Below are 20,092 nucleotides of genomic sequence, written 5' to 3'. Positions count from 1 at the left end.
GAGGCCGCTCCAAGTCAGAAAAGAATCACAAATCGGCCGACGCCAGTGGGTGGGGTTGTGTTGAAAGCAACATATCCGGATTGGGAATAGGAATAATTCGCAATCTCGTTGACCATGACAATCCCGTAATCGATAATTCGCCCGCTTTTCCAAATTATTACAGTCGATTACAGGCCAATGAGAATAAAACTTCACCCGATTTGTGCCGCGGTGGCGGGGAGCTTCGTATTTCAACCGATGCTGGTGTGGGCACAGTCCGCACCGGCGGCGACTCCGGCGCAGTTGCCGGAAGTCACCGTCAAGGCAGACGTCAGCCGTGAGCTGGGCGCGGGCTACAACCCGCCCAATGCGGTCAGCGCGACCAAGACCGAAGCGCCGCTGCGCGACGTGCCGCAAACCGTCAACGTGGTCACCGCCGAGGTCATGCGCGACCAGCACGCCACCTCGATGCAGGACGCGCTGAAGAACGTGCCTGGCGTGTCGTTCTCGCACGGCGACGGCCAGCGCGACCAGGTTTCGATTCGCGGTTTCACCGCCATCGCCGACCAGTTCGTCGACGGCATTCGCGACGATGCGCTGTACTTCCGCGACATGTCCAACGTCGACCGCGTCGAAGTCATCAAGGGACCGGCCGCGGTGCTGTACGGGCGCGGCTCGTCGGGTGGCCTGATCAACCGCGTGACCAAGAAGCCGGGCATCGACGTCACCGACTTCGCGCTCAGCTACGGCATGTGGGCCGACCGCCGCGCCGAAGCCGACGTGGGCCGCGTCTTCGCCGACGGCGCCGCGGCGTTCCGTATCACGGGCGCGGTGGAGAAGGCCAACAGCTACCGCTCGCAGCAGTTCCTGGACCGCGCGGCGATCGCGCCGTCGCTGGAACTGCGCGTCGCGCCCGAGACCACCGTGCTGTTCCAGGCCGACTACCTGGAAGACCGCCGCGTCACCGACTTCGGCATCCCGGCTTACCGCGGGCGGCCGGTGGACGTGCCCGCGTCGCGCTACTACGGCGCGGCCAACGCGCGCGACGCCGACTACTCGCAGTCGCGTGTGTTTTCCGGCACCGCCACGATCAACCATCGCTTCAATGAGAACTGGTCGATCCGCAACGCCACGCGCTACTACCACTACTCGCTCGACCGCAACAACACGCTGACCGCCGCGGTCAACGAAGCGACGCAACGGCTGACCATGAACCACGGCAATGTCCGCCGCGAGGAACATGGCTGGTTCAACCAGACCGACCTGATCCAGAAGGCGACGATCTTCGGCACCAAGCACGAGATCCTGTACGGCATGGAGATCGGCCAGCAGAACAAGGACCAGATCAACAACACCAAGCCGGTGCCGGGCACCTTCGACCTGTTCAACCCGGTGCTGCCGGTGCTGCCGCGCCTGGCGCCGGGCAACCCGACCACCTCGAACCTGGGCATCTTCGATACGCTGGCGTTCTACACCCAGGACATGATCACCTTCAGCGAGCAGTGGAAGGCGCTGGTCGGGGTGCGCTACGACAACTTCCAGCAGGAGACCCGCAACCGCATCGCCGGCCAGCGCGACCTGTCGCGCAGCGACTCCGCCTGGAGCCCGCGTGCCGGCCTGGTGTGGCAGCCGAGCAAGACCCAGTCGTACTACGTGTCGTGGAGCAAGTCGTTCCAGCCCTCGGGCGAGGCCTTTGCCCTGGCGGCCAACAATGCCGATCTCGGCCCGGAGAGCACTCGGAATACGGAAGTGGGCGCCAAGTACGACTGGCTGAACGGCAAGGCCAGCACCACGATCTCGCTGTTCCGCCTGGAGCGCAGCAATATGAAGGTGCAGAACGCTGCCGGGACTGCAATCCTTCCGATCGGCACGCAGCGAACCGATGGCGTGGAACTGTCCGGCGCAGCAGAGTTGCCGCAAGGCTGGCGTGTCCTAGCCGGCTATGCCTACCTTGACGCCCGAGTCATTAACTCCACCCAGATCGATGCCGGGCAGCCGGTTCAGGGCAAGCGCGCGACGATTACGCCGATGCACAGCGGCAACGTCTGGCTGACCAAGGATCTGGGCCACGGCTTCGGCGTGGGTGCCGGCCTGAACCTGGTCGGCAAGCGCTTCGCGAATCCGGGCAACACCGTGACACTCCCCGGCTATGTCACCGCCGACGCGATGGCCTGGTACCGCCGCGGTGCCTTCGAGGCGCAGCTGAACGTGTACAACCTGTTCGACAAGGGCTACATCGTCTCGGCGCACGGCACCAACGCCAACCTGAACATGCCGGGCGCTCCGCGCAGCGTCATGGCTACCCTGCGCTACCGCATGTAAAGCGCAGCATCGGGGACAAAAAAACCGGGCGGTTCATCACCGCCCGGTTTTTTTTCGCCTGCTGTTTCTTCTTCGGCCGGTCACGCAACCGCATGCCCCGGAGAAACCCTGAGTGCCGGCTGCGCTCAGTGCTCGCGCTCCCAGGTCTGGGTGCGTCCAATCAGGCTGATGCCGATGAAGCCGCGCACGTTGAGCTTGTTGCCATCCTCGGTGAGCGACATCTTGCTCTTGTAGACCTTGCCGTTCTCCGGATCGAGGATCTCGCCGCCGCTCCACTCATTGTCGCCGGTCTTGCGCAGGCCGGACAGGATGGTCATGCCGATCAGCGGCTGGTCCTTGCGTGCGTCGGTGCACTTGTCGCAGACGCGCGGCTTGCCATCGCCGTCGACGAAGCTCTTGAGCAGGCGTCCGCTGTAGACGCCGTTCTTCTCGGTGATCTCCACCAGCCCGCGCGGCTTGCCGGTGTTGTCGTCGATGGTCTTCCACGTGCCGGTGGGCGTGGCCTGCGCCAGCGCCGCGGCGCTGCCGAGCAGGGTGGCGGCAAGCACCGCGGCGCGCACGGTGCAGGCGATGAGGGAAGGGCTGCGCATGATGTCTCCTTTGAGGTCCGTAGCCACGCCAATCTACTGGCGCAGCCGCCGCGCCGCAATCCGGCGCGGACCCGCGCGCGTCGATCCGCAGCGCTTGCCCGCCTCCCTCCAGGCCGCATGCAGCGGGCGTTTGCGGGTTATTGTGGCGCAGCAAAACGCGCCTGCGCACGGCCTCTGAAGCAATCCTCTAAGCGGACGTACGACCCACCGTGCACCACCGTGCCGCGCCGCTTGCGAGAGTGCGAACGCATCCGCAAAGCACGGGGCGCGCGCTCCGGATCGCGCAGCACGACGCGACCTCACCGCAGCGACTGCCGGAGTGTTGCCGCGACGCTTCGCTGTCGTCGCGGCTTGGCTCGATCGCAACGCTTCGATGCCTTCGCGATGTCCTTTCGATGTTGCGTCGATGCAAACCGTTGCGTGCACGCATCACTCTCGCGCGCGCTCGGCGATGGTGTCGCGCAGTGACCGACGCCGGTGCCGTCGAGCATCGAGCTCGGCGTCGCGCGTGCGTGCCGGCCTGAGTGTGTAAAGCATGCAGGGCGCGCGCCGGTGATCGCGTCGCGCGCGTGTCGAAGCGTACCGCCGCACAGCTCGAAGCGCGCCGCTCGCGCATTGGTGCATCGCCCGCAAAGCCTTTGTCCATGCGGCTTTTCGGAAAGTGCGAGGACACTCGGTAGCGCTGTTCGCAGTCGTCGCACGCACGCTGCGCAGCTTGTCATCGCTACGCGCGACGGTGTGTAAAAGCTGCGGCGCGCGCGGTCGGTGAAGGGGCATCGCGCAGCGTGCGCGAGCGCGCATGGTGGGTCTCGACACGGGCATGCGCGCGACGCGTTTCGATGTCGTCGGCAACGTCTTCGTGACGACGCGCGTGAGAACTAGTTGGAGCGATGCATGCAGGCAAGTTTTTTTGCACTTTTTTCTTAACATCATCGTGCAAACGAATTATGATTCGCCTTGACAAGAGTCTCACTTCATTGCAGCGAAGCAGGAAGCAAGATGGAACCGAAAAGCGCGATGCGCGCTTCGATGCAATGACGAAGGTAGTAGCTGAGGAGCACGAGAACTTTGACGCAGACCAGGCCCGACCGGCTTCTTAAAACGCGTGCAGTCTCCCTTGGTCCATTGACGGGTTGGACCCGCTACCACCGAATGAATGCCGCCTGCCGTGCGCGAGGCCAAGCCCGCACCGCAGGCCTGCTGTCCGATATCTCCTCATTTCTGGCCGCGCGCCGGCTCAACGGGCGGTGCGGGCTGATCGAATATTCCAGGGCGCGGCATGTGCCCGAGACCCGCTTGCGGGCTCGCGCCGGCCGCCAAGTCACCGCCATGCGCGGTGCCCCTGCAACCGAATTCATTAGCGTGCAGCAGTGGTCGGGCCGCACGCCGATGAATCGCTCGCTCGACTGGGGCCGCGCTGCTGTGGCGCGCCTCGGGTCGGTCGGGTCGCCAACTTAGGTCATTCGATATTCACTCTCTAGTGAAGGAGTTATCCATGGCAACTGCTGCAAAGAAAAAGCCGGCGGCTAAGAAGGCCGCCAAGCCGGCCGCCAAGAAGGCTGCTGTGAAGAAGGTCGCCGCCAAGAAGGCTGCACCGGCCGCCAAGAAGGCAGCCGCCAAGAAGGCCCCGGCCAAGAAGGCCGCGGTGAAGAAGGTCGCCGTCAAGAAGGCCGCACCGGCCAAGAAGGCAGCCGCCAAGAAGGCAGCACCGGCCAAGAAGGCCGCAGTGAAGAAGGTCGCCGCCAAGAAGGCCGCACCGGCCAAGAAGGCCGCAGTGAAGAAGGTCGCCGCCAAGAAGGCCGCACCGGCCAAGAAGGCACCGGCCAAGAAGGCCGCAGTGAAGAAGGTCGCCGCCAAGAAGGCAGCACCGGCCAAGAAGGCTGCTGCCAAGAAGGCGCCCGCCAAGAAGGCCGCTGCCAAGAAGGCTGCACCGGCCAAGAAGGCTGCTGCGAAGAAGCCGGCCGCCAAGAAGGCTGCTGCCAAGAAGCCGGCTGCCAAGAAGGCTGCCGCCAAGCCTGCCGCGGCCCCTGCCGTTGCTCCCGCTTCGGCTGCCAAGACCGCGCTGAACCCGGCTGCTGCCTGGCCGTTCCCGACGGGCAACCGTCCGTAAGCTGCGCCGCCAAGGCGTGGATCCTACCCGTTCCGCAAGGAACCACAACGGCACGCACGTCGTGCCTGCATGACCGGATACTGCGTATCCGGTCCGCAAGACACCTGGTCTTGCCGACCCGCCGATGGCAACCGCCCGGCGGGTTTTTTCATGGGCGCGCGCAGGCCGCGCCAGGGCCTGGCAAGGCCGCCGGAGCGGCCAAAGAAAAAGCGCCGCACCCTTGCGGGTACGGCGCCCGGGGTGCGCCTTTGGTAAGGGGCCTGCGTGGCCGTCAGTGCGTGACGCGGGTCACGCCGCCCGAGGACAGCAGCCGCACCCGTTCGCCGGGGCGGAAGGCTTCGTCGGCCTCCTGCGTGATCGCGCGCATCTCGCCGTTGTCCAGGCGCACGGTGATCTCGAGCGCGCGGCGCTGGTTGATCTTGTTCTCGGCCGCGCTGCCGGCGATGCCGCCCAGCACCGCGCCGAGAATGCCGGCCGCCACCGCGCCATTGCCGCCGCCGATGGTGCTGCCGGCCGCGATGCCGCCGATGGCGCCGCCGGCCAGCGTGCCGGCGCCGCTCTGGGTGCCCTGGATGGTGACCTCGCGGATGCCCTCGACTACGCCGTAGCGCACGGTCTGCTCGCGCTGCGCCTGGCCGGTGCTGTAGACGCTGTTGGAATTGGATTGCGTGGCGCAGCCGGCCGCCAGCGTGGCAACCAGGGTGGCCGCAAGGACGGCAAGCGCGCCGCCGCGTAGCTTGTTGTTCATGTCAGTTCCCGTAAAGTTCGCCACGCGCCGGCCGCAGCTCAGGCGTAGCGGTACCCGAATGCAGACTGGAACCGGTTGCCGATTTCCTCGCGCGACAACCAGTGGTTCTGCGGACCCTGCTGCGCGATCTTGACCGACCCCATCAGCGATGCGAGGCGGCCAGTCGTTTCCCAGTCTAATCCGTTTTCGATGCCGAAGAGCAGGCCGCCGCGGAAGGCGTCGCCACAGCCGGTCGGGTCGACAATGCGCTCGGCCGCAACGGCCGGGATCGCGTACTGGCGGCCATCGGCATAGATGCTGGCGCCGCGCTCGCCATGCGTGACGATGAAGGCACGAACCTTGGCGGCGACCTCGGCGCTGGTCCACGCGGTGCGCGACAGCAGGACCTGCGCCTCGTAGTCATTGACTGTCACGTAACTGGCGAGTTCAACGAACTCCCGCAGGTCGTCGCCGTTGAACAGCGGCATGGCCTGGCCCAGGTCGAAGATGAACGGCACGCCGGCCTCGGCGAACTGGCGCGCGTGGTGCAGCATCCCTTCGCGGCTGTCGGGCGCGACGATGCCCAGGCTCGGCGCCTTGTCGCCGCCCAGCGCGTCCTTGACGTGGTTCAGCTGCGACTGGCTCATTGCGCCAGGGTGGAAGGCGGTGATCTGGTTGTTGTCCAGGTCGGTGGTGATCATGGCCTGCGCGGTGAAGGTCTCCGGCAGCACGCGGATGTGGCCGGTGGGGATCTCCAGCTTGCGCAGGTATTCCAGGTAGGGTTCGGCGTCGATGCCGACGGTGGCCATCACCACCGGATCGCCGCCCAGCATCTTCAGCGTGTAGGCGATGTTGCCGGCGCAGCCGCCGAACTCGCGGCGCATGCCGGGCACCAGGAACGAGACGTTCAGCATGTGGATCTGGTCCGGCAGGATGTGTTCGCGGAAGCGTCCGTCGAACGTCATGATGGTGTCGTAGGCGACGGAGCCGCAGATCAGGCTGGCCATGCTCTCTCCAGGTGTCGGGTTGGGTTTCGGTGGATCGGCGCCCTTGCGGGCAGAAGCAGTAACGCAGAAAACAGAAGCGGCCGCCCCGTGGTCGCGGGCGGCCGCTGACATCGCAGGCGCGCCGCCTGTTACTTCAGCGCGGCCAGGGCGGCGTCGTAGTCGGGCTCGGACTTGATCTCGGGCACCAGCTGGCTGTACTTGACGGTGTCGTTCTCGTCGAGCACCACCACGGCACGGGCGGTCACGCCGGCGAGCGGGCCGGTCTTGATGTCGACGCCGTAGTTGGCCTTGAACTCGGCGCCGCGCATGGTCGACAGCGGCACCACGTTGGCCAGGCCTTCGGCGCTGCAGAAGCGGCCCATGGCGAACGGCAGGTCGGCGGAGATGGTCAGCACCACGGTGTTGGCCAGGCCGCTGGCGGCTTCGTTGAACTTGCGCGCGGACGCCTGGCACACCGGCGTATCCAGGCTCGGGACAATGTTCAGCACCTTGCGCTTGCCGGCGAAGTCGGCCAGCGTGACGTCCTTCAGGTCCTTGCCGACCAGCGAGAAGGCGGGCGCCTTGTCGCCGGCTTGCGGGAACTTGCCTGCGACTTCGATGGCGTTGCCGCCGAGGGTGACGTTGCTCATGTCTACTCCTTGATATCTGATGGATTTCCGGTTGTGGTCCGGAGAGGGGGCAAGGCTCGCCGCCAGACTCGGATTCGGTCAGGCGGCGGGCCAGGAATTCAGGGGTAAAAAATCAGCACGCGATAGTTGGCTGGCGCCTGCTGCGTCCGGAATCGTACCCGAACCGGCAGCTCCATGCCCGCGCGCAGCCCTTGCGCGGCAAAGGCCTGTTGCGACGGCTCCAGGTATTCGGCAGGTTGCAGCACCCGGCGCAGCAGCAGCTGGTCCTGCAGGTCGGTCATCACCAGCTCGATCGCCGGCAGCGCGGTGCTGGCGCGGCCCAGGTTGCGCAGCGTGACGGCCAGCAGGTAGGTGTCGCCGCCTTCATCCTGGCGCTGCAGCTGCGAGGTCTCGATGCGCAGCGCATCGATGTCGCGCCACGGCGGCACGGTGCAGCCCAGCGGCGCGCATGCCGCCTCGAGTGCCGGGCGCAGCATCGGAAAGTGCCCGGCGAGCTGGCTGCGTCCCAGGTACGCGAGCTGCAACAGCGCGGCGATGGCGAGCACCACGGCTGCCGCGCGCCACGCAGCGCGGGGCACCGCAATGGGCCGGCGCGGCTGGCGTTCACGTTCGCGGTCGCGCGCGTGGCGCAGGAAGTCGGGAGCGAACACCGGGCCGGCCGGTGCTTCGGCGCGGACCCAGCGGCGCGTCGCCTGCTCGCGCGCGACCGCGCCGCCGGTGACGCTGGCAAGGGTGTCAGGGCCAGCGGAGCGGGCTTCATCCTGCTCGCCGGCAGCGGCCATTGCGCTGGGCGGCGTGGCGGCCGGAGCCTGCCCAGCCGGGTGCGCCGCGTGATCCGGCCAGGGCGCGGCATCGGATGCGTCGTCGGCCGATGCCGCGCGCAGGAATTCGCTCGCGCTGGGAATGGCGCCGGGGGCCGGCGCCGCGGGTTTTTCGGCCGGGCTGTCGAGCGCGCCATGATCGAGCGTCGGCCACGCGGCTGCCGGCGCGGGCGGCTGTGCCGCCGGTGCTGGTGCCGGGGCCGGGGCCGCCTCGGCGATCGGGCCTGGCGCCTGGCGCTGCGCGTCGCGCGCATCGCGGTCGGCGACGGCCGCATTGGCTTCGCGCAGCGCACGTTCGATCTCGGCATCGTCCATGCCGGCCTGCGGCGGCACGGCCATGTCCTCGGGCGACGACATCAGCATGGTCGGCGCATCCAGCGCCGGCACGTCGTAGCCGGGGTCGATGGTCGGGGTGAAAGCGGGAGTCGGGGTCGGCGCGGGTGCCGCGGGTGATGAGGCGGGCGGCGCGGTGGTTTCAGCTGCAGCGGGGGCAGCTGCGGCCGACGCTGCCGGCTTCTGTGCCGGGGCCCGGGCGCTGCCCGCCGGCAGGGGAATCTCGATCAGGTGCTCGCGCGCGTCGAACACCGTTTCGCACTGGCCGCAGCGCACCAGCCCCTGGCGCAGCCGCAGCTGGTCGGCGACCAGCCGGAAGGCGGTGCGGCAGGCCGGGCAGCGCGTGACTAGCTTGACGGCGGCCATCGGGCGAAATCAGGGGCGGGTGCCGTGCAGGCAGACCCAGCCTTCCTCGCTGCGCCACACCGTCAGCGGCAGCCAGGGCGCGTAGGCCGCGGCGACTTCGTCGGCCTGGCGCTCGAGCACGCCGGACAGCACCAGCCGCCCGCCGGCGCGCACGCGCGCGCTCAGCATCGCCGCCATCAGCTTGAGCGGGTTGGACAGGATATTGGCGACCACCAGGTCGTAGCTGGCTTCGGACACCGATTCCGGCAGCGCGAACGACGCCTCGACGCGGTTGCGCTCGGCGTTGTAGCGCGACGCCTCCACCGCGTTGGGGTCGATGTCGATGCCGACCGTGTCGCCCGCGCCCAGCTTGCGCGCCACGATCGCGAGGATGCCGGAGCCGCAGCCGTAGTCGAGCACGGTTTCGCCCGGCGTCAGGTTCTGCTCCAGCCACTGCATGCACAGCCGCGTGGTGGGGTGGCTGCCGGTGCCGAAGGCCAGGCCCGGGTCGAGCTCCAGCACCACGGCGTCGGGCTCGGGCGCGTCGTGCCACGACGGCACTACCCAGATGCGCTCGCCCACGCGGATCGGCTCGAACTGCGATTGCGTCAGCCGCACCCAGTCCTGGTCCTCGACCGCGCGCAGCTGGTACGCGGGCACCGGGTCGATGCCGAGCTGGTTGGCGGCGGCCGCCACCACCACCGCGGGGTCGGCGTCGTCGCCGAACAGCGCGACCACGCGCGAGCGGTTCCACGCGAGTTGCTTCGGTTCCAGCCCGGGCTCGCCAAAGAGCGGCTGCTCGTCGGGCGTATCGGCGTCGGCGTCTTCCACCGAGACCGACAGCGCGCCGAGGTCGAACAGGGCGTCAGACCAGGCCTCGGCCTGGTCCTGCGCCACTTCGATCACACATTCCTGAAATGCCACGGGCTTCCTTCTGTTGCTGCTTGTTGCTCAGACCGATGCTCAGGCCTTCGCGCGCTCTGCCAGGCGATGTTCGAGATAATGGATGCTGGTGCCGCCTTCGACGAAGTTGGCGTCCATCATCAGCTCGCGGTGCAGCGGCACGTTGGTCTGGATGCCGTCCACCACCATTTCCGACAGCGCGATGCGCATGCGGGCGATGGCCTGCTCGCGCGTGGCGCCGTAGGTGATGATCTTGCCGATCATCGAATCGTAGTTGGGCGGGACGAAGTAACCATCATACGCGTGCGAGTCGACCCGCACACCCGGACCGCCGGGCATGTGCCAGGCGGTGATGCGGCCCGGCGACGGCGTGAACTTGAACGGATCTTCGGCGTTCACGCGGCATTCGATCGCGTGGCCGCGGAACTGCACGTCCTTCTGGCGGAAGCGCAGCTTTTCGCCGAAGGCGATGCGGATCTGCTCCTGCACGATGTCGATGCCGGTGATCATCTCGGTAACCGGGTGCTCGACCTGCACGCGCGTGTTCATCTCGATGAAGTAGAACTCGTTGTTCTCGTACAGGAACTCGAAGGTGCCGGCGCCGCGGTAGCCCATCTTCTTGCAGGCCTCGGCGCAACGGTCGCCGATGCGCTCGATCAGGCGGCGCGGGATATGCGGCGCGGGGGCTTCCTCGATCACCTTCTGGTGGCGGCGCTGCATCGAGCAGTCGCGCTCGCCCAGCCAGATGGCTTGCTTGTGCTGGTCGGCCAGGATCTGGATTTCCACATGGCGCGGGTTCTCGAGGAACTTCTCCATGTAGACCTCGGGATTGCCGAAGGCACGACCGGCTTCTTCGCGCGTCATGTTGACGGCGTTGATCAGCGCGGCTTCGGTATGCACCACGCGCATGCCGCGACCACCGCCGCCGCCGGCGGCCTTGATGATCACGGGGTAGCCGACGCGGCGCGCGGTCGCCAGGATTTCCTTGGGATCGTCGGGCAGGGCGCCGTCAGAGCCGGGCACGCACGGCACGCCGGCCTTGATCATGGCCTGCTTGGCCGAGACCTTGTCGCCCATCAGGCGGATGCTGTCTGCCGTCGGGCCGATGAAGACGAAGCCGGACTTTTCCACGCGCTCGGCAAAGTCCGAATTCTCGGACAGGAAGCCGTAGCCAGGGTGGATGGCCTGCGCGTCGGTCACTTCTGCGGCCGAGATGATGGCCGGCATGTTCAGGTAGGACAGCGGCGACGGGGCCGGGCCGATGCAGACGGCTTCGTCTGCCAGGCGCACGTACTTGGCCTCCTTGTCGGCCTCGGAGTACACCACGACCGTCTTGATGCCCAGTTCGCGGCAGGCGCGCTGGATGCGAAGAGCGATTTCGCCGCGGTTCGCGATCAGAATTTTTTCAAACATGGTCTCTCTCTGCGAGAACAGTAGCGGTCCCGCTGCGTGGCGCAATGGCACGCCGGGCGCGCTCCGTGATGGCTTGTGGGCCACCCGGGCCGCAATACTGCGGGAACTGCATGGAACTGCACGGAACGGGACGCGAAGCGTTCAACGTCCCCGGCGCCGGGGGCGCCAGGGCATGCCGCGCGGGAAGGGCTGCGGTGGACCGCTTGCGCGGCCGGCGGCAGCATCGGGCCCGGCATGCCCGTCAGGATCAGCCGATGACGAACAGCGGTTGGCCGTATTCCACGGCCTGGCCGTTCTCGACCAGGATTTCCTTGATAACGCCGGCCTTGTCGCACTCGATTTCGTTGAGCAGCTTCATGGCTTCGATGATGCAGACGGTCTGGCCTTCCTTGACCGTATCGCCGACGTTGACGAACGGCGCGGCGCCCGGCGACGGGGCGCGATAGAAGGTGCCCACCATCGGCGAGGTCACCACATGGCCGGCGGGCAGCTGTGCAACCGGCTCGGCGGCCGGGGCGGCGGCACCGGCCGGTGCCGCCGCAGCCGGCGCGGCGGCGGGCAGGGCCTGCATTTGCGGCATGGCCATCGGCGCGGCAACGACTTGCGGCGGTTGCTTGACGATGCGTACCTTGCCGTCGCCTTCGGTGACTTCCAGCTCGGAGATGCCGGATTCGGCCACCAGGTCGATAAGCGTCTTCAGCTTGCGCAGGTCCATCTTTTTATCCTCCTGAATCGGGTTTTCCGCCGCTGCCCGGGACGGGCCGTGGCGGAACAATCGTTTGTGCCGGCCACCGGAAATCCGCGCCCGCCGTGCCGAGGCACGCCAACGGGCGCAGGCCGCCGGGCGGCGCGCGCAGGTTGTCGAAAAAATCCTTGTGGGGGTTCAGCTCCCCGAACCCTCGGGCGGGGGCTGCTCCTGGCCCAGTACATAGTCCAGCGCCAGCAGGTAACCCTGCCAGCCAAGCCCGCAGATCACCCCGACCGCCACGTCCGAGAAGTACGAGTGGTGCCGGAAGCTTTCCCGCCGGTGCACGTTCGACAGGTGCACCTCGACGAACGGGATCGCCACGCCGGCCAGCGCGTCGCGCAGCGCCACGCTGGTATGCGTATAGGCAGCCGGGTTGATGATGATGAACTCCACCCCTTCCGCGCGGGCGGCGTGGATGCGGTCAACCAGCGCTCCCTCGTGGTTGGACTGGAACGTCTCCAGCGACGCGCCGGCTTTCGCCGCGCGTTCCGCCAGAGCCGCGTCGATATCGGCTAGCGTGGTGTGCCCGTAGGTCTCCGGCTCGCGCGTCCCCAGCAGGTTAAGGTTGGGCCCGTGCAGGACCAGCACCTTGCGGTAGCGGGGTGAGCGACGGATAGAGCGGGATGCAGTCACGGCGGCTCGACCAGATCAACGAAATTGCGCGGAGATTACCGTAGCTTAGAGGGATTTGTCTAGCACGCGATACAGGCTTCGACGGCGTTCGGCGTGCGGTTGGTGGTCTTTTGGGCACTTTCGCACCAAAGCGGCCCGCAGAGGGGGCAAATCCATTGAGAAAGCCGAAATTCAGCGATGTTGGCGCAAGAAGTGACTCAAGTGCGCGGCAGCACGGCACGCAGTTCGTCCGCGGTGACCCGGCCCATCTTGCGATACTTCACCGACCCATCCGGATTGATGACCACCGTATATGGCAGGCCGCCGGCGCTGTTGCCGAAGTTGCGGGATAGCTCGGTGCCGGCGAAGCCAGCCACGGCCAACGGATACGCAACCGGCACCTTCTGAGTGAACTGCTGTATGTTAGCCGCTGAATCGATACCGATGCCGACGAACTCCACCTGACGATGCTTGAACTCTTCATGCAGGGCGGACAGTTCCGGCATTTCCTCGACGCACGGGCCGCACCACGGCGCCCAGAAGTTGACCACCACGGTCTTGCCCCGCAACTTGCCGAGGTCCAGTTCTGTCCCGGCGGGATCCGGCAGGCGGGACTGGAACAGGGTTTCGACGGCCTGATCGTTGGCGGGCTTTGGCGAGAACACGAAATGCCCGGCTAGCGCCCCCGCGGCACAGGCGACCACGGCGGCAGCGATCCACAGCCAGAGACGCGAGCGGCGGGCGGGTGGGACGACGGTTTCAGTCATGAGGGGCTGGACCAGTAGAAGGTAAAGACGGAGCTTCAGCCGTTGCCGGCGGCGTCGGCGGCATCCACCAGGGCCTGCACGGCCTGCGCATCGGCGCGTACCGCGCGCCCGGAGGCGTCTGCCCGCATGGCGCCGCGTTCATCGACGGCATCATACAGTGCTATATGGATGCCGACTGGCGCACCCAGTTCCGCGCGAACCTCGCCAGCCAGCAAGCGCGCCTCGCGGCGGTCGGGCCACTGGCCTTTCCAAAGGAAGCTGAGGGTTTCGACCTCGCCGCGGCCGCCGAAGTGGCGGCTTTCGCTGGTTTCGAAGTCGACCCCGGCATTGATCAGGTGCAGCGCGGCGTCCTTGGCGCTGTCGCAGAAGCACTGCAGATAGATATCAGAGTGTTCCGTGGCGGTGCCATTGAGCACCGCGCCGACCAGATAGGGCCGGAACGGCGCGAGGTCTTGCATCGCCAGCACCGCCAGCCGGCGCAGCAGCGCCAGTACGCGCGGCTGGCTGTCGGCGTGGAACAGCGCCTGGTAGGCGCGCACTTCGGCCTCGACCTGCTCGTTGTCGGGCAGCCACTCGCCCGGCACGCGTTGTTCGCCCAGCACCTGGCGCGCGGCCTTGCGCTTGGCGGTGGCGTAGTCGGCACCGTCCTCGGCAATCATGCGGGCGGCAACCTGGGCGATTTCCTCGCGCAGGCGGGTGGGGTCTGGGGCGGTACGTCGGTTCATGCCCCATGATACCGGAGGCGTCCGCCACCGCGGCGCGCGCGCTGCCGCAGTGCAGCGAAGGGCGCTGGCGCTCGGGTACAATCGGAGGCTTCCTGCCCGGCCGCCGCCGCACCAAAGGCTCCTACCAGCCGCCGCGCCGCCGGGCCCGAATCCCCACGCCTGCGGGCTTCAAGTCTTTCCGGGAACCCATGCATATTCATATCCTTGGCATCTGCGGCACCTTCATGGGCGGCCTGGCGGTGCTGGCCAAGCAGGCCGGCCACCGCGTCACCGGCTGCGATGCCAACGTCTACCCGCCGATGAGCACCCAGCTCGAAGCCCAGGGAATCGAACTGATCGAGGGCTTCGACCCCGCCCAGCTGTCGCTAGAGCCGGACCTGTTCGTAATCGGCAATGTGGTCTCGCGCGGCAATCCGCTGATGGAGGCCATCCTCGACCGCAACCTGCCTTATGTGTCGGGTCCGCAATGGCTGGGCGAGCACGTGCTCGCGCGCAAGTGGGTGCTGGCGGTGGCCGGCACGCACGGCAAGACCACCACTACCTCGATGCTGGCCTGGATCCTGGAAGACGCCGGCTACAACCCGGGCTTCCTGGTGGGCGGGGTGCCGCAGAACTTCGGCATCTCGGCGCGGGTGACCGAGTCGGACTTCTTCGTGATCGAGGCCGACGAGTACGACACGGCGTTTTTCGACAAGCGCAGCAAGTTCGTCCACTATCGCCCGCGCACCGCCATCCTGAACAACCTGGAATACGATCACGCCGACATCTTCCCGGATCTGGCCGCGATCGAGACCCAGTTCCATCACCTGGTGCGCACTGTGCCGGGCCAGGGCCGGATCGTCGTCAATGGCGTGGAAGAGAGCCTGGCGCGGGTGCTGGAGCGCGGCTGCTGGAGTGAAGTGGAGCAGTTCGGCGTCGGCGACTGGCGCGAGAGCGACGCCGCCGGCAGCGAGGCGGCGCCGGGCAAGGACGCGTTCGATGTGTGGTTCGGCGATGCTGTCGAGGGCACGGTGGTGTGGGACCTGCAGGGCACTCACAACCGCATGAACGCGCTGGCCGCGATTGCCGCCGCGCGCCATGTCGGGGTGCCGGCCAAGCAGGCGATCGCATCGCTGTCGCGCTTCGCCAACGTCAAGCGCCGCATGGAAGTGCGCGGCGTGGCCGGCGGCATCACGGTCTACGACGATTTCGCACACCATCCCACCGCCATCCAGACCACGCTCGACGGGCTGCGCCGCCGCGTCGGCAATGCCCGCATCCTGGCGGTGCTGGAGCCGCGTTCCAACACCATGAAGCTGGGCGTGATGAAGGCGCAGCTGCCGGCCAGCCTGGAGCAGGCCGATCTCGTGTTCGGCTACGGAGCTCCGGCCGGCAAGGACGCGCTGGGCTGGGACCTGGCCGAAGCGCTGGCGCCGCTGGGCGCTACCGCCACCGCGTTCCAGGACCTGGGCACGCTGGTGCAGGCGGTGCGCGCCGCGGCGCGGCCGGGCGACCATGTGCTGGTGATGAGCAACGGCGGGTTCGGCGGCGTGCACCAGAAGCTGCTGGACGCGCTGGCCCAGCGCACGGCCGGCTGACCGGACTCGCCATGCTGCTGTATCTGCACGGATTCCGCTCCTCGCCCCAGTCGTTCAAGGCCCAGCTGGTGCAGGCGCGCATGCGCGAGTGGAGCGTTGGGCGCTACTACGCCTGCCCCACGCTCAATGTCTCGCCGGCACTCGCCGTGGCCCAGGCCGAGGCGGCGATCCGCGCCGCGCAGGCGGGCGGCGACCAGGAAATCGCCATCGTCGGCTCGTCGCTGGGCGGCTTCTATGCGCGCTGGCTGGGCGAGCAGCATGGCTGCAAGACCGTATTGCTCAATCCCGCCATCCATCCTTGGACCGACCTCGAAAGCTACCTGGGTGAACAGCCGCTGTGGCACGGCGGCGGTTCGGTCACGGTCGAACGCCGCCACCTGCAGGAACTGCTGGACCTGCGCGTGGACACCATCACCCGGCCCGAGCGCTATTACCTGATCGCCGCCACCGGCGACGAGGTGCTCGATTACCGCGAAATGGTGCAGGCCTGCCCCGGCGCGAACATCCGCGTGATCGAAGGCAGCGACCACGGCATCAGTGAATTTGCCGACTACGTCGACGATGTGCTCGCCTTCTGCGGCTATGGCCCGGGCGGCAAGGTGCCCGCCGGCGCCGGCGCGGCATGAGCGTGCAGTCGGTACGCGCCTGCGGCTGGAGCCCGCACCTGGCCTTCGATGCGGCTATCACGCCCAACCTGCGGCGCTGGGTTACCGGCGATGACGGCTCGCTGACGGCGCGGCTGGTGGCCGCGTCCGCGCGCTTTCGCGTGGCGCGGCTGCTGCAGGCGCCGCAACGCCCGCTCGCCGACGAATGGCAGGCGCTGGGCCAGCCCGACCGCACTCCCGCGCTGACGCGCGAGGTGCTGCTGATCTGCGACGAGATCCCCGCCGTGTTCGCCCACACCGTGGTGCGGCTGCGCCATGCGCGCCGCGACTGGCCGTTCCTGCGCGGGCTGGGCGAACGCCCGCTGGGCGGGCGCCTGTTCGTCGATCCGGCGGTGCGGCGCGAGCCGTTCCAGTTTGCGCGGCTGCTGCCGCACCACCCGCTGCGCCAGGCCCTGCACCGCGTGCTGCCGGACATGGCGGCAGTGCCCATGCTGACCGCGCGGCGCTCGGTGTTCCGGCGCGGCGGCGGCGTCATGCTCGTGACAGAAGTGTTCCTGCCAGACCTGCTGTCGCGGCCATCCCCGGGGACCGAGGCGGTTCCGCATCCCAAATATATGCGGACGACAGACCGAAGCCCTGTTTCGACACACACTACCGAAACCAAGAAAGAGACCACGAGATGAAACTGCAGGGTCGGGTTGCCATCATCACCGGTGCCGCCGCCGGCATCGGCTTTGCCACCGCGCAGCGCTTTGCCGAAGACGGCGCCATCGTCGTGCTGTGCGACGTACAGGAAGCGCGCGTGCGCGAGGCCGCCGCGCGGCTGGCGGCCACCGGCGCCACCGTATCGGCCTACCGCGTCGACGTGACACGCCGCGACGAGGTGGACGCCATGGTCGCAGCCGTGCTGGCCGCGCACGAGCGTGTCGATATCCTGGTCAACAACGCCGGCATCACCAAGGACGCGCGCCTGGCCAAGATGACCGAGGCCCAGTTCGATGCCGTCATCGACGTCAACCTGAAGGGCGTATTCAACTGCGCGCAGGCCGTGGCCGGGCTGATGACCGAGCAGGGCAAGGGCGTGATCCTGAACGCCTCGAGCGTGGTCGGCCTGTACGGCAATTTCGGCCAGACCAACTACGCCGCCAGCAAGTTCGGCGTGATCGGCTTCACCAAGACCTGGGCGCGCGAGCTGGGCCCCAAGGGCGTGCGCGTCAACGCGGTGTGCCCGGGCTTTGTCAACACCGAGATCCTGCAGACCGTGCCGGACAAGGTGCTGGACGGCATGAAGTCGTCGTGCTGGCTGCGCCGGCTGGCCGAGCCGGCCGAGATCGCCAGCATCTACGCCTTCCTGGCCAGCGACGACGCCAGCTACGTCAACGGCGTGGCAATCGAGGCCAGCGGCGGCATGTCGCTCTGAGCCGGGCGGGCGGCCGGACCGGGGTGCGGTATCATGCCAGGTCTCAGGCCGGGTCTTTGCATAGTCACCGGCAGGCCGCCGACAGGCTGCAGACAGGGCCTCGCCCCGCACTCGTTCCCGTTCGCACGCGTTGATGTCCGGGTGCGCGGTGACACCCGCGGTGGCCCATTTCTCCCACAGGATCCGCTCCAGCGCTGGCCACCAGGCCGCCCGGCGCGGTTCCGCGCATAGTTGAAAGTACCGATCGATGCAGTTGCTGTTCGAAGAAGGCGGCGAGATCCGCGCCGGCACCGTGCTGAACCAGCAGGGCGAGGCTTACCAGGTGGAGCTGCCGGCCGGCAAGCGCACCAAGGTCAAGTCGCGCGACGTGCTGCTGCAGTTCGCGCAGCCGTCGGCGCCCGAGCTGGTGCGCCAGACCAGCGAGCTGGTGGCCGAGATCGACCTGGACTTCCTGTGGGAATGCGCGCCCGAGGCCGAGTTCGGCTTTGCCGAGCTGGCCGCCGAATACTACGGCGCCGATGCCGGCGCGGTGCAGCAGGCGGCGCTGGCGATGGCGCTGCACGGCAATCCGGTGTACTTCCGCCGCAAGGGGCGCGGCCGCTACCAGCGCGCGCCCGAAGACCAGCTCAAGGCCGCGCTGGCCGCGCTCGAGCGCAAGCGCCAGCAGGCGCTGGTGCAGGCTGAATATGAAGACCAGCTGAAGGCGCTGACGCTGCCGGAATCGTTCCGCAACAAGGTGCTGCAGCTGCTGTTCAAGCCGGACAAGAACAGCCTCGAATACAAGGCCATGGACGCCGCCTGCACCGCGCTCGGCATGTCGCCGATGCGGCTGATGGTGGCCGCCGGCGGCGTCGCCAGCGCGCGCGCGCTGCACGAGGCCAAGTTCCTCGCCGAGTGCTTCCCCAAGGGCACCGGCTTCCCCGATGCCGACGTGCCCGAGCCGCCCGCCGACCTGCCGCTGGCCGAGGTCGAGGCGTTCTCGATCGACGACGTCACCACCACCGAGATCGACGACGCGCTGTCGGTGACGCAACTGCCCGACGGCAAGCTGCGCATCGGCATCCATATCGCCGCGCCGGCGCTGGGCATCCGCCGCGGCGAGCCGCTCGACGCGATCGCGCGCCAGCGCCTGTCGACGGTCTACTTCCCGGGCGACAAGATCACCATGCTGCCGGACCCGGTGGTCGAACGCTACACGCTGCAGGAAGGCCGGGTTTGCCCGGCGCTGTCGCTGTACGTGACGGTGGACCCGTCGGTGTGGCTGATCACCGGCAGCGAGACCCGCGCCGAGATGGTGCCGATCGCCGCCAACCTGCGCCACAACCTGCTCGACGATGTCATCACCGAGGCCTCGCTCGCCCAGGGCACGGGCGACTACGCGTTCCGCGAGGAGCTGACCCGGCTGTGGCACTTTGCCGGCTACCTGTACGACGAGCGCCAGAAGGCGCGCCTGGCGAGCGGCCTGCGCCCGGAGACGCACAACCGCGCCGACTTCAACTTCTATCTCGACGACCAGGCCGATGGCAGCCAGCGGGTGCGCATCGAGCAGCGCAAGCGCGGCTCGCCGCTGGACAAGATCGTGGCCGAGATGATGATCCTGGCCAACAGCACCTGGGGCAAGCTGCTGGCGGACCATGGCGTGCCCGGCATCTACCGCACGCAAAAGGCATGGGGCATGCACCGCACGCGCATGCAGACCTACCCGGCGCCGCACGAAGGCCTGGGCGTGGCGCAGTACGCATGGAGCACCTCGCCGCTGCGCCGCTATGTCGACCTCGTCAACCAGTGGCAGATCCTGGCGGTGGCCCAGCACGGGGTGACCGCCAAGCTGGTGGCGCCGTTCAAGCCCAAGGACGCCGACCTGCTGGCCGCGGTAGCCGACTTCGAAGGCACCTACGCCGCCTATGCCGACCACCAGTCGACCATGGAGCGCTACTGGTGCCTGCGCTGGCTCAAGCAGGAAAACCGCGAGCGCATGGTGGCCTCGGTGCTGAAGGAAGGCGCGGTGCGCTTCACCGAGATCCCGCTGGTCACGCGCGTGCCCGAACTGGTGCAGGCGCAGCGCGGCACCCAGGTGCTGCTGGAGATCGGCGAGACCGACGAGATCACGCTGGAGGTCTCGTGCCGGGTGCTCGAGATCTTCGCCGGTGAAGGCGAAGTCCCCGAGGAAGAGCTGGAAAGCGACGAGGAAGCCGCTGAAATGTCCGCCGAAGCCGCAGCGGAGGCGGCGGCCGAGGAAGCCGCCGAGCACGCCGCGGGCGTGCCGGAGCAGCAGCCGGCCGAAGCGGGCCGCGACGCCGCCGGCGAGGCGTCGGGCGAGCGCGACACCGGCACCCCGGCGGCCGGCTGAAGCCTTCGGAAATCCGCGGGGCTCCCTTACAATGCGGGTCGGGTCTGGTCCCGACCCGCGGGCCTGCAGGCCCGCTCTGCCGCCGGCACCGGCCGGTGCCGCCGCGGTT

The 20,092-nt window shown here is 67.9% G+C and carries 18 protein-coding genes; 7 read left to right on the top strand and 11 right to left on the bottom strand.

Features of this window, described 5'->3' with window-relative positions:
* Positions 1 to 177: 177 nt before the first annotated feature.
* A complete protein-coding gene (locus ACEI37_RS24585; RefSeq protein WP_373378530.1) occupies positions 178 to 2,301 on the top strand; it encodes a TonB-dependent receptor in 2,124 nt (707 codons plus the stop codon).
* Positions 2,302 to 2,426: 125 nt separating this feature from the next.
* Here ACEI37_RS24585 and ACEI37_RS24580 read toward each other — a convergent pair whose 3' ends face one another.
* The gene (locus ACEI37_RS24580) at positions 2,427 to 2,891 is read right to left on the bottom strand and encodes a DUF2147 domain-containing protein (RefSeq protein ID WP_373378529.1); all 465 of its coding nucleotides are present in this window, start codon (positions 2,889 to 2,891) and stop codon (positions 2,427 to 2,429) included.
* A 1,495-nt stretch (positions 2,892 to 4,386) separates the two neighbouring features.
* Here ACEI37_RS24580 and ACEI37_RS24575 point away from each other — a divergent pair.
* On the top strand, positions 4,387 to 5,001 hold the full coding sequence (locus ACEI37_RS24575; protein WP_373378528.1) for a histone H1-like repetitive region-containing protein: 615 nt from the start codon (positions 4,387 to 4,389) through the stop codon (positions 4,999 to 5,001).
* A 271-nt stretch (positions 5,002 to 5,272) separates the two neighbouring features.
* Here the strand turns inward: ACEI37_RS24575 and ACEI37_RS24570 are convergent, their stop codons facing one another.
* The 10 genes from ACEI37_RS24570 to ACEI37_RS24525 all read right to left on the bottom strand — a co-directional run bounded on the left by ACEI37_RS24570 (position 5,273) and on the right by ACEI37_RS24525 (position 14,031).
* Positions 5,273 to 5,749 (bottom strand): hypothetical protein, encoded by a 477-nt coding sequence (locus ACEI37_RS24570; protein WP_373378527.1) that lies wholly within the window; start codon positions 5,747 to 5,749, stop codon positions 5,273 to 5,275.
* Positions 5,750 to 5,787: 38 nt separating this feature from the next.
* A complete protein-coding gene (locus tag ACEI37_RS24565) occupies positions 5,788 to 6,735 on the bottom strand; it encodes a carbohydrate kinase family protein (protein ID WP_373378526.1) in 948 nt (315 codons plus the stop codon).
* A gap of 128 nt (positions 6,736 to 6,863) precedes the next feature.
* Positions 6,864 to 7,364 carry a thiol peroxidase gene (tpx, locus tag ACEI37_RS24560; RefSeq protein WP_373378525.1) on the bottom strand — a complete coding sequence of 167 codons (501 nt, stop codon included), beginning with the start codon at positions 7,362 to 7,364 and terminating at the stop codon, positions 6,864 to 6,866.
* A gap of 98 nt (positions 7,365 to 7,462) precedes the next feature.
* Positions 7,463 to 8,884 (bottom strand): DUF3426 domain-containing protein, encoded by a 1,422-nt coding sequence (locus ACEI37_RS24555; protein WP_373378524.1) that lies wholly within the window; start codon positions 8,882 to 8,884, stop codon positions 7,463 to 7,465.
* A 9-nt stretch (positions 8,885 to 8,893) separates the two neighbouring features.
* Positions 8,894 to 9,787, bottom strand: a complete 894-nt coding sequence (gene prmA, locus ACEI37_RS24550) for a 50S ribosomal protein L11 methyltransferase (RefSeq protein WP_373378523.1) — start codon at positions 9,785 to 9,787, stop codon at positions 8,894 to 8,896.
* A gap of 39 nt (positions 9,788 to 9,826) precedes the next feature.
* Positions 9,827 to 11,179, bottom strand: a complete 1,353-nt coding sequence (gene accC / locus ACEI37_RS24545; protein WP_112776811.1) for an acetyl-CoA carboxylase biotin carboxylase subunit — start codon at positions 11,177 to 11,179, stop codon at positions 9,827 to 9,829.
* Positions 11,180 to 11,426: 247 nt separating this feature from the next.
* The gene (accB, locus tag ACEI37_RS24540; RefSeq protein ID WP_373378522.1) at positions 11,427 to 11,894 is read right to left on the bottom strand and encodes an acetyl-CoA carboxylase biotin carboxyl carrier protein; all 468 of its coding nucleotides are present in this window, start codon (positions 11,892 to 11,894) and stop codon (positions 11,427 to 11,429) included.
* Between the two features lie 168 nt (positions 11,895 to 12,062).
* Positions 12,063 to 12,560: a type II 3-dehydroquinate dehydratase gene (gene aroQ / locus ACEI37_RS24535; RefSeq protein WP_373378521.1), complete on the bottom strand. Its 498-nt coding sequence runs from the start codon at positions 12,558 to 12,560 to the stop codon at positions 12,063 to 12,065.
* 197 nt (positions 12,561 to 12,757) lie between these two features.
* Positions 12,758 to 13,306 (bottom strand): TlpA family protein disulfide reductase, encoded by a 549-nt coding sequence (locus tag ACEI37_RS24530; RefSeq protein WP_373378520.1) that lies wholly within the window; start codon positions 13,304 to 13,306, stop codon positions 12,758 to 12,760.
* Positions 13,307 to 13,341: 35 nt separating this feature from the next.
* Positions 13,342 to 14,031, bottom strand: a complete 690-nt coding sequence (locus ACEI37_RS24525; RefSeq protein ID WP_373378519.1) for a UDP-N-acetylmuramate--alanine ligase — start codon at positions 14,029 to 14,031, stop codon at positions 13,342 to 13,344.
* Between the two features lie 188 nt (positions 14,032 to 14,219).
* Here ACEI37_RS24525 and mpl point away from each other — a divergent pair, with 188 nt between their 5' ends.
* From mpl to ACEI37_RS24500, 5 genes are all read left to right on the top strand, one after another.
* Positions 14,220 to 15,608 (top strand): UDP-N-acetylmuramate:L-alanyl-gamma-D-glutamyl-meso-diaminopimelate ligase, encoded by a 1,389-nt coding sequence (gene mpl, locus ACEI37_RS24520; RefSeq protein ID WP_373378518.1) that lies wholly within the window; start codon positions 14,220 to 14,222, stop codon positions 15,606 to 15,608.
* A gap of 11 nt (positions 15,609 to 15,619) precedes the next feature.
* Positions 15,620 to 16,234, top strand: a complete 615-nt coding sequence (locus ACEI37_RS24515; RefSeq protein ID WP_373378517.1) for a YqiA/YcfP family alpha/beta fold hydrolase — start codon at positions 15,620 to 15,622, stop codon at positions 16,232 to 16,234.
* A complete protein-coding gene (locus tag ACEI37_RS24510; RefSeq protein ID WP_373378516.1) occupies positions 16,231 to 16,896 on the top strand; it encodes a chorismate lyase in 666 nt (221 codons plus the stop codon). The genes ACEI37_RS24515 and ACEI37_RS24510 overlap by 4 nt, the downstream gene beginning before the upstream one ends.
* Positions 16,893 to 17,633, top strand: coding sequence for a 3-oxoacyl-ACP reductase FabG (gene fabG, locus ACEI37_RS24505; protein WP_115688020.1), 741 nt, complete (start codon positions 16,893 to 16,895; stop codon positions 17,631 to 17,633). Before ACEI37_RS24510 ends, fabG begins: the two co-directional genes overlap by 4 nt.
* A 247-nt stretch (positions 17,634 to 17,880) precedes the next feature.
* Positions 17,881 to 19,983, top strand: coding sequence for a ribonuclease catalytic domain-containing protein (locus ACEI37_RS24500; protein ID WP_373378515.1), 2,103 nt, complete (start codon positions 17,881 to 17,883; stop codon positions 19,981 to 19,983).
* Positions 19,984 to 20,092: the final 109 nt, after the last annotated feature.

Source organism: Cupriavidus nantongensis (assembly GCF_041726985.1).
Classification (GTDB): Bacteria; Pseudomonadota; Gammaproteobacteria; order Burkholderiales; family Burkholderiaceae; genus Cupriavidus; species Cupriavidus nantongensis_A.
This window is presented reverse-complemented; position numbering and strand designations above follow the sequence as displayed.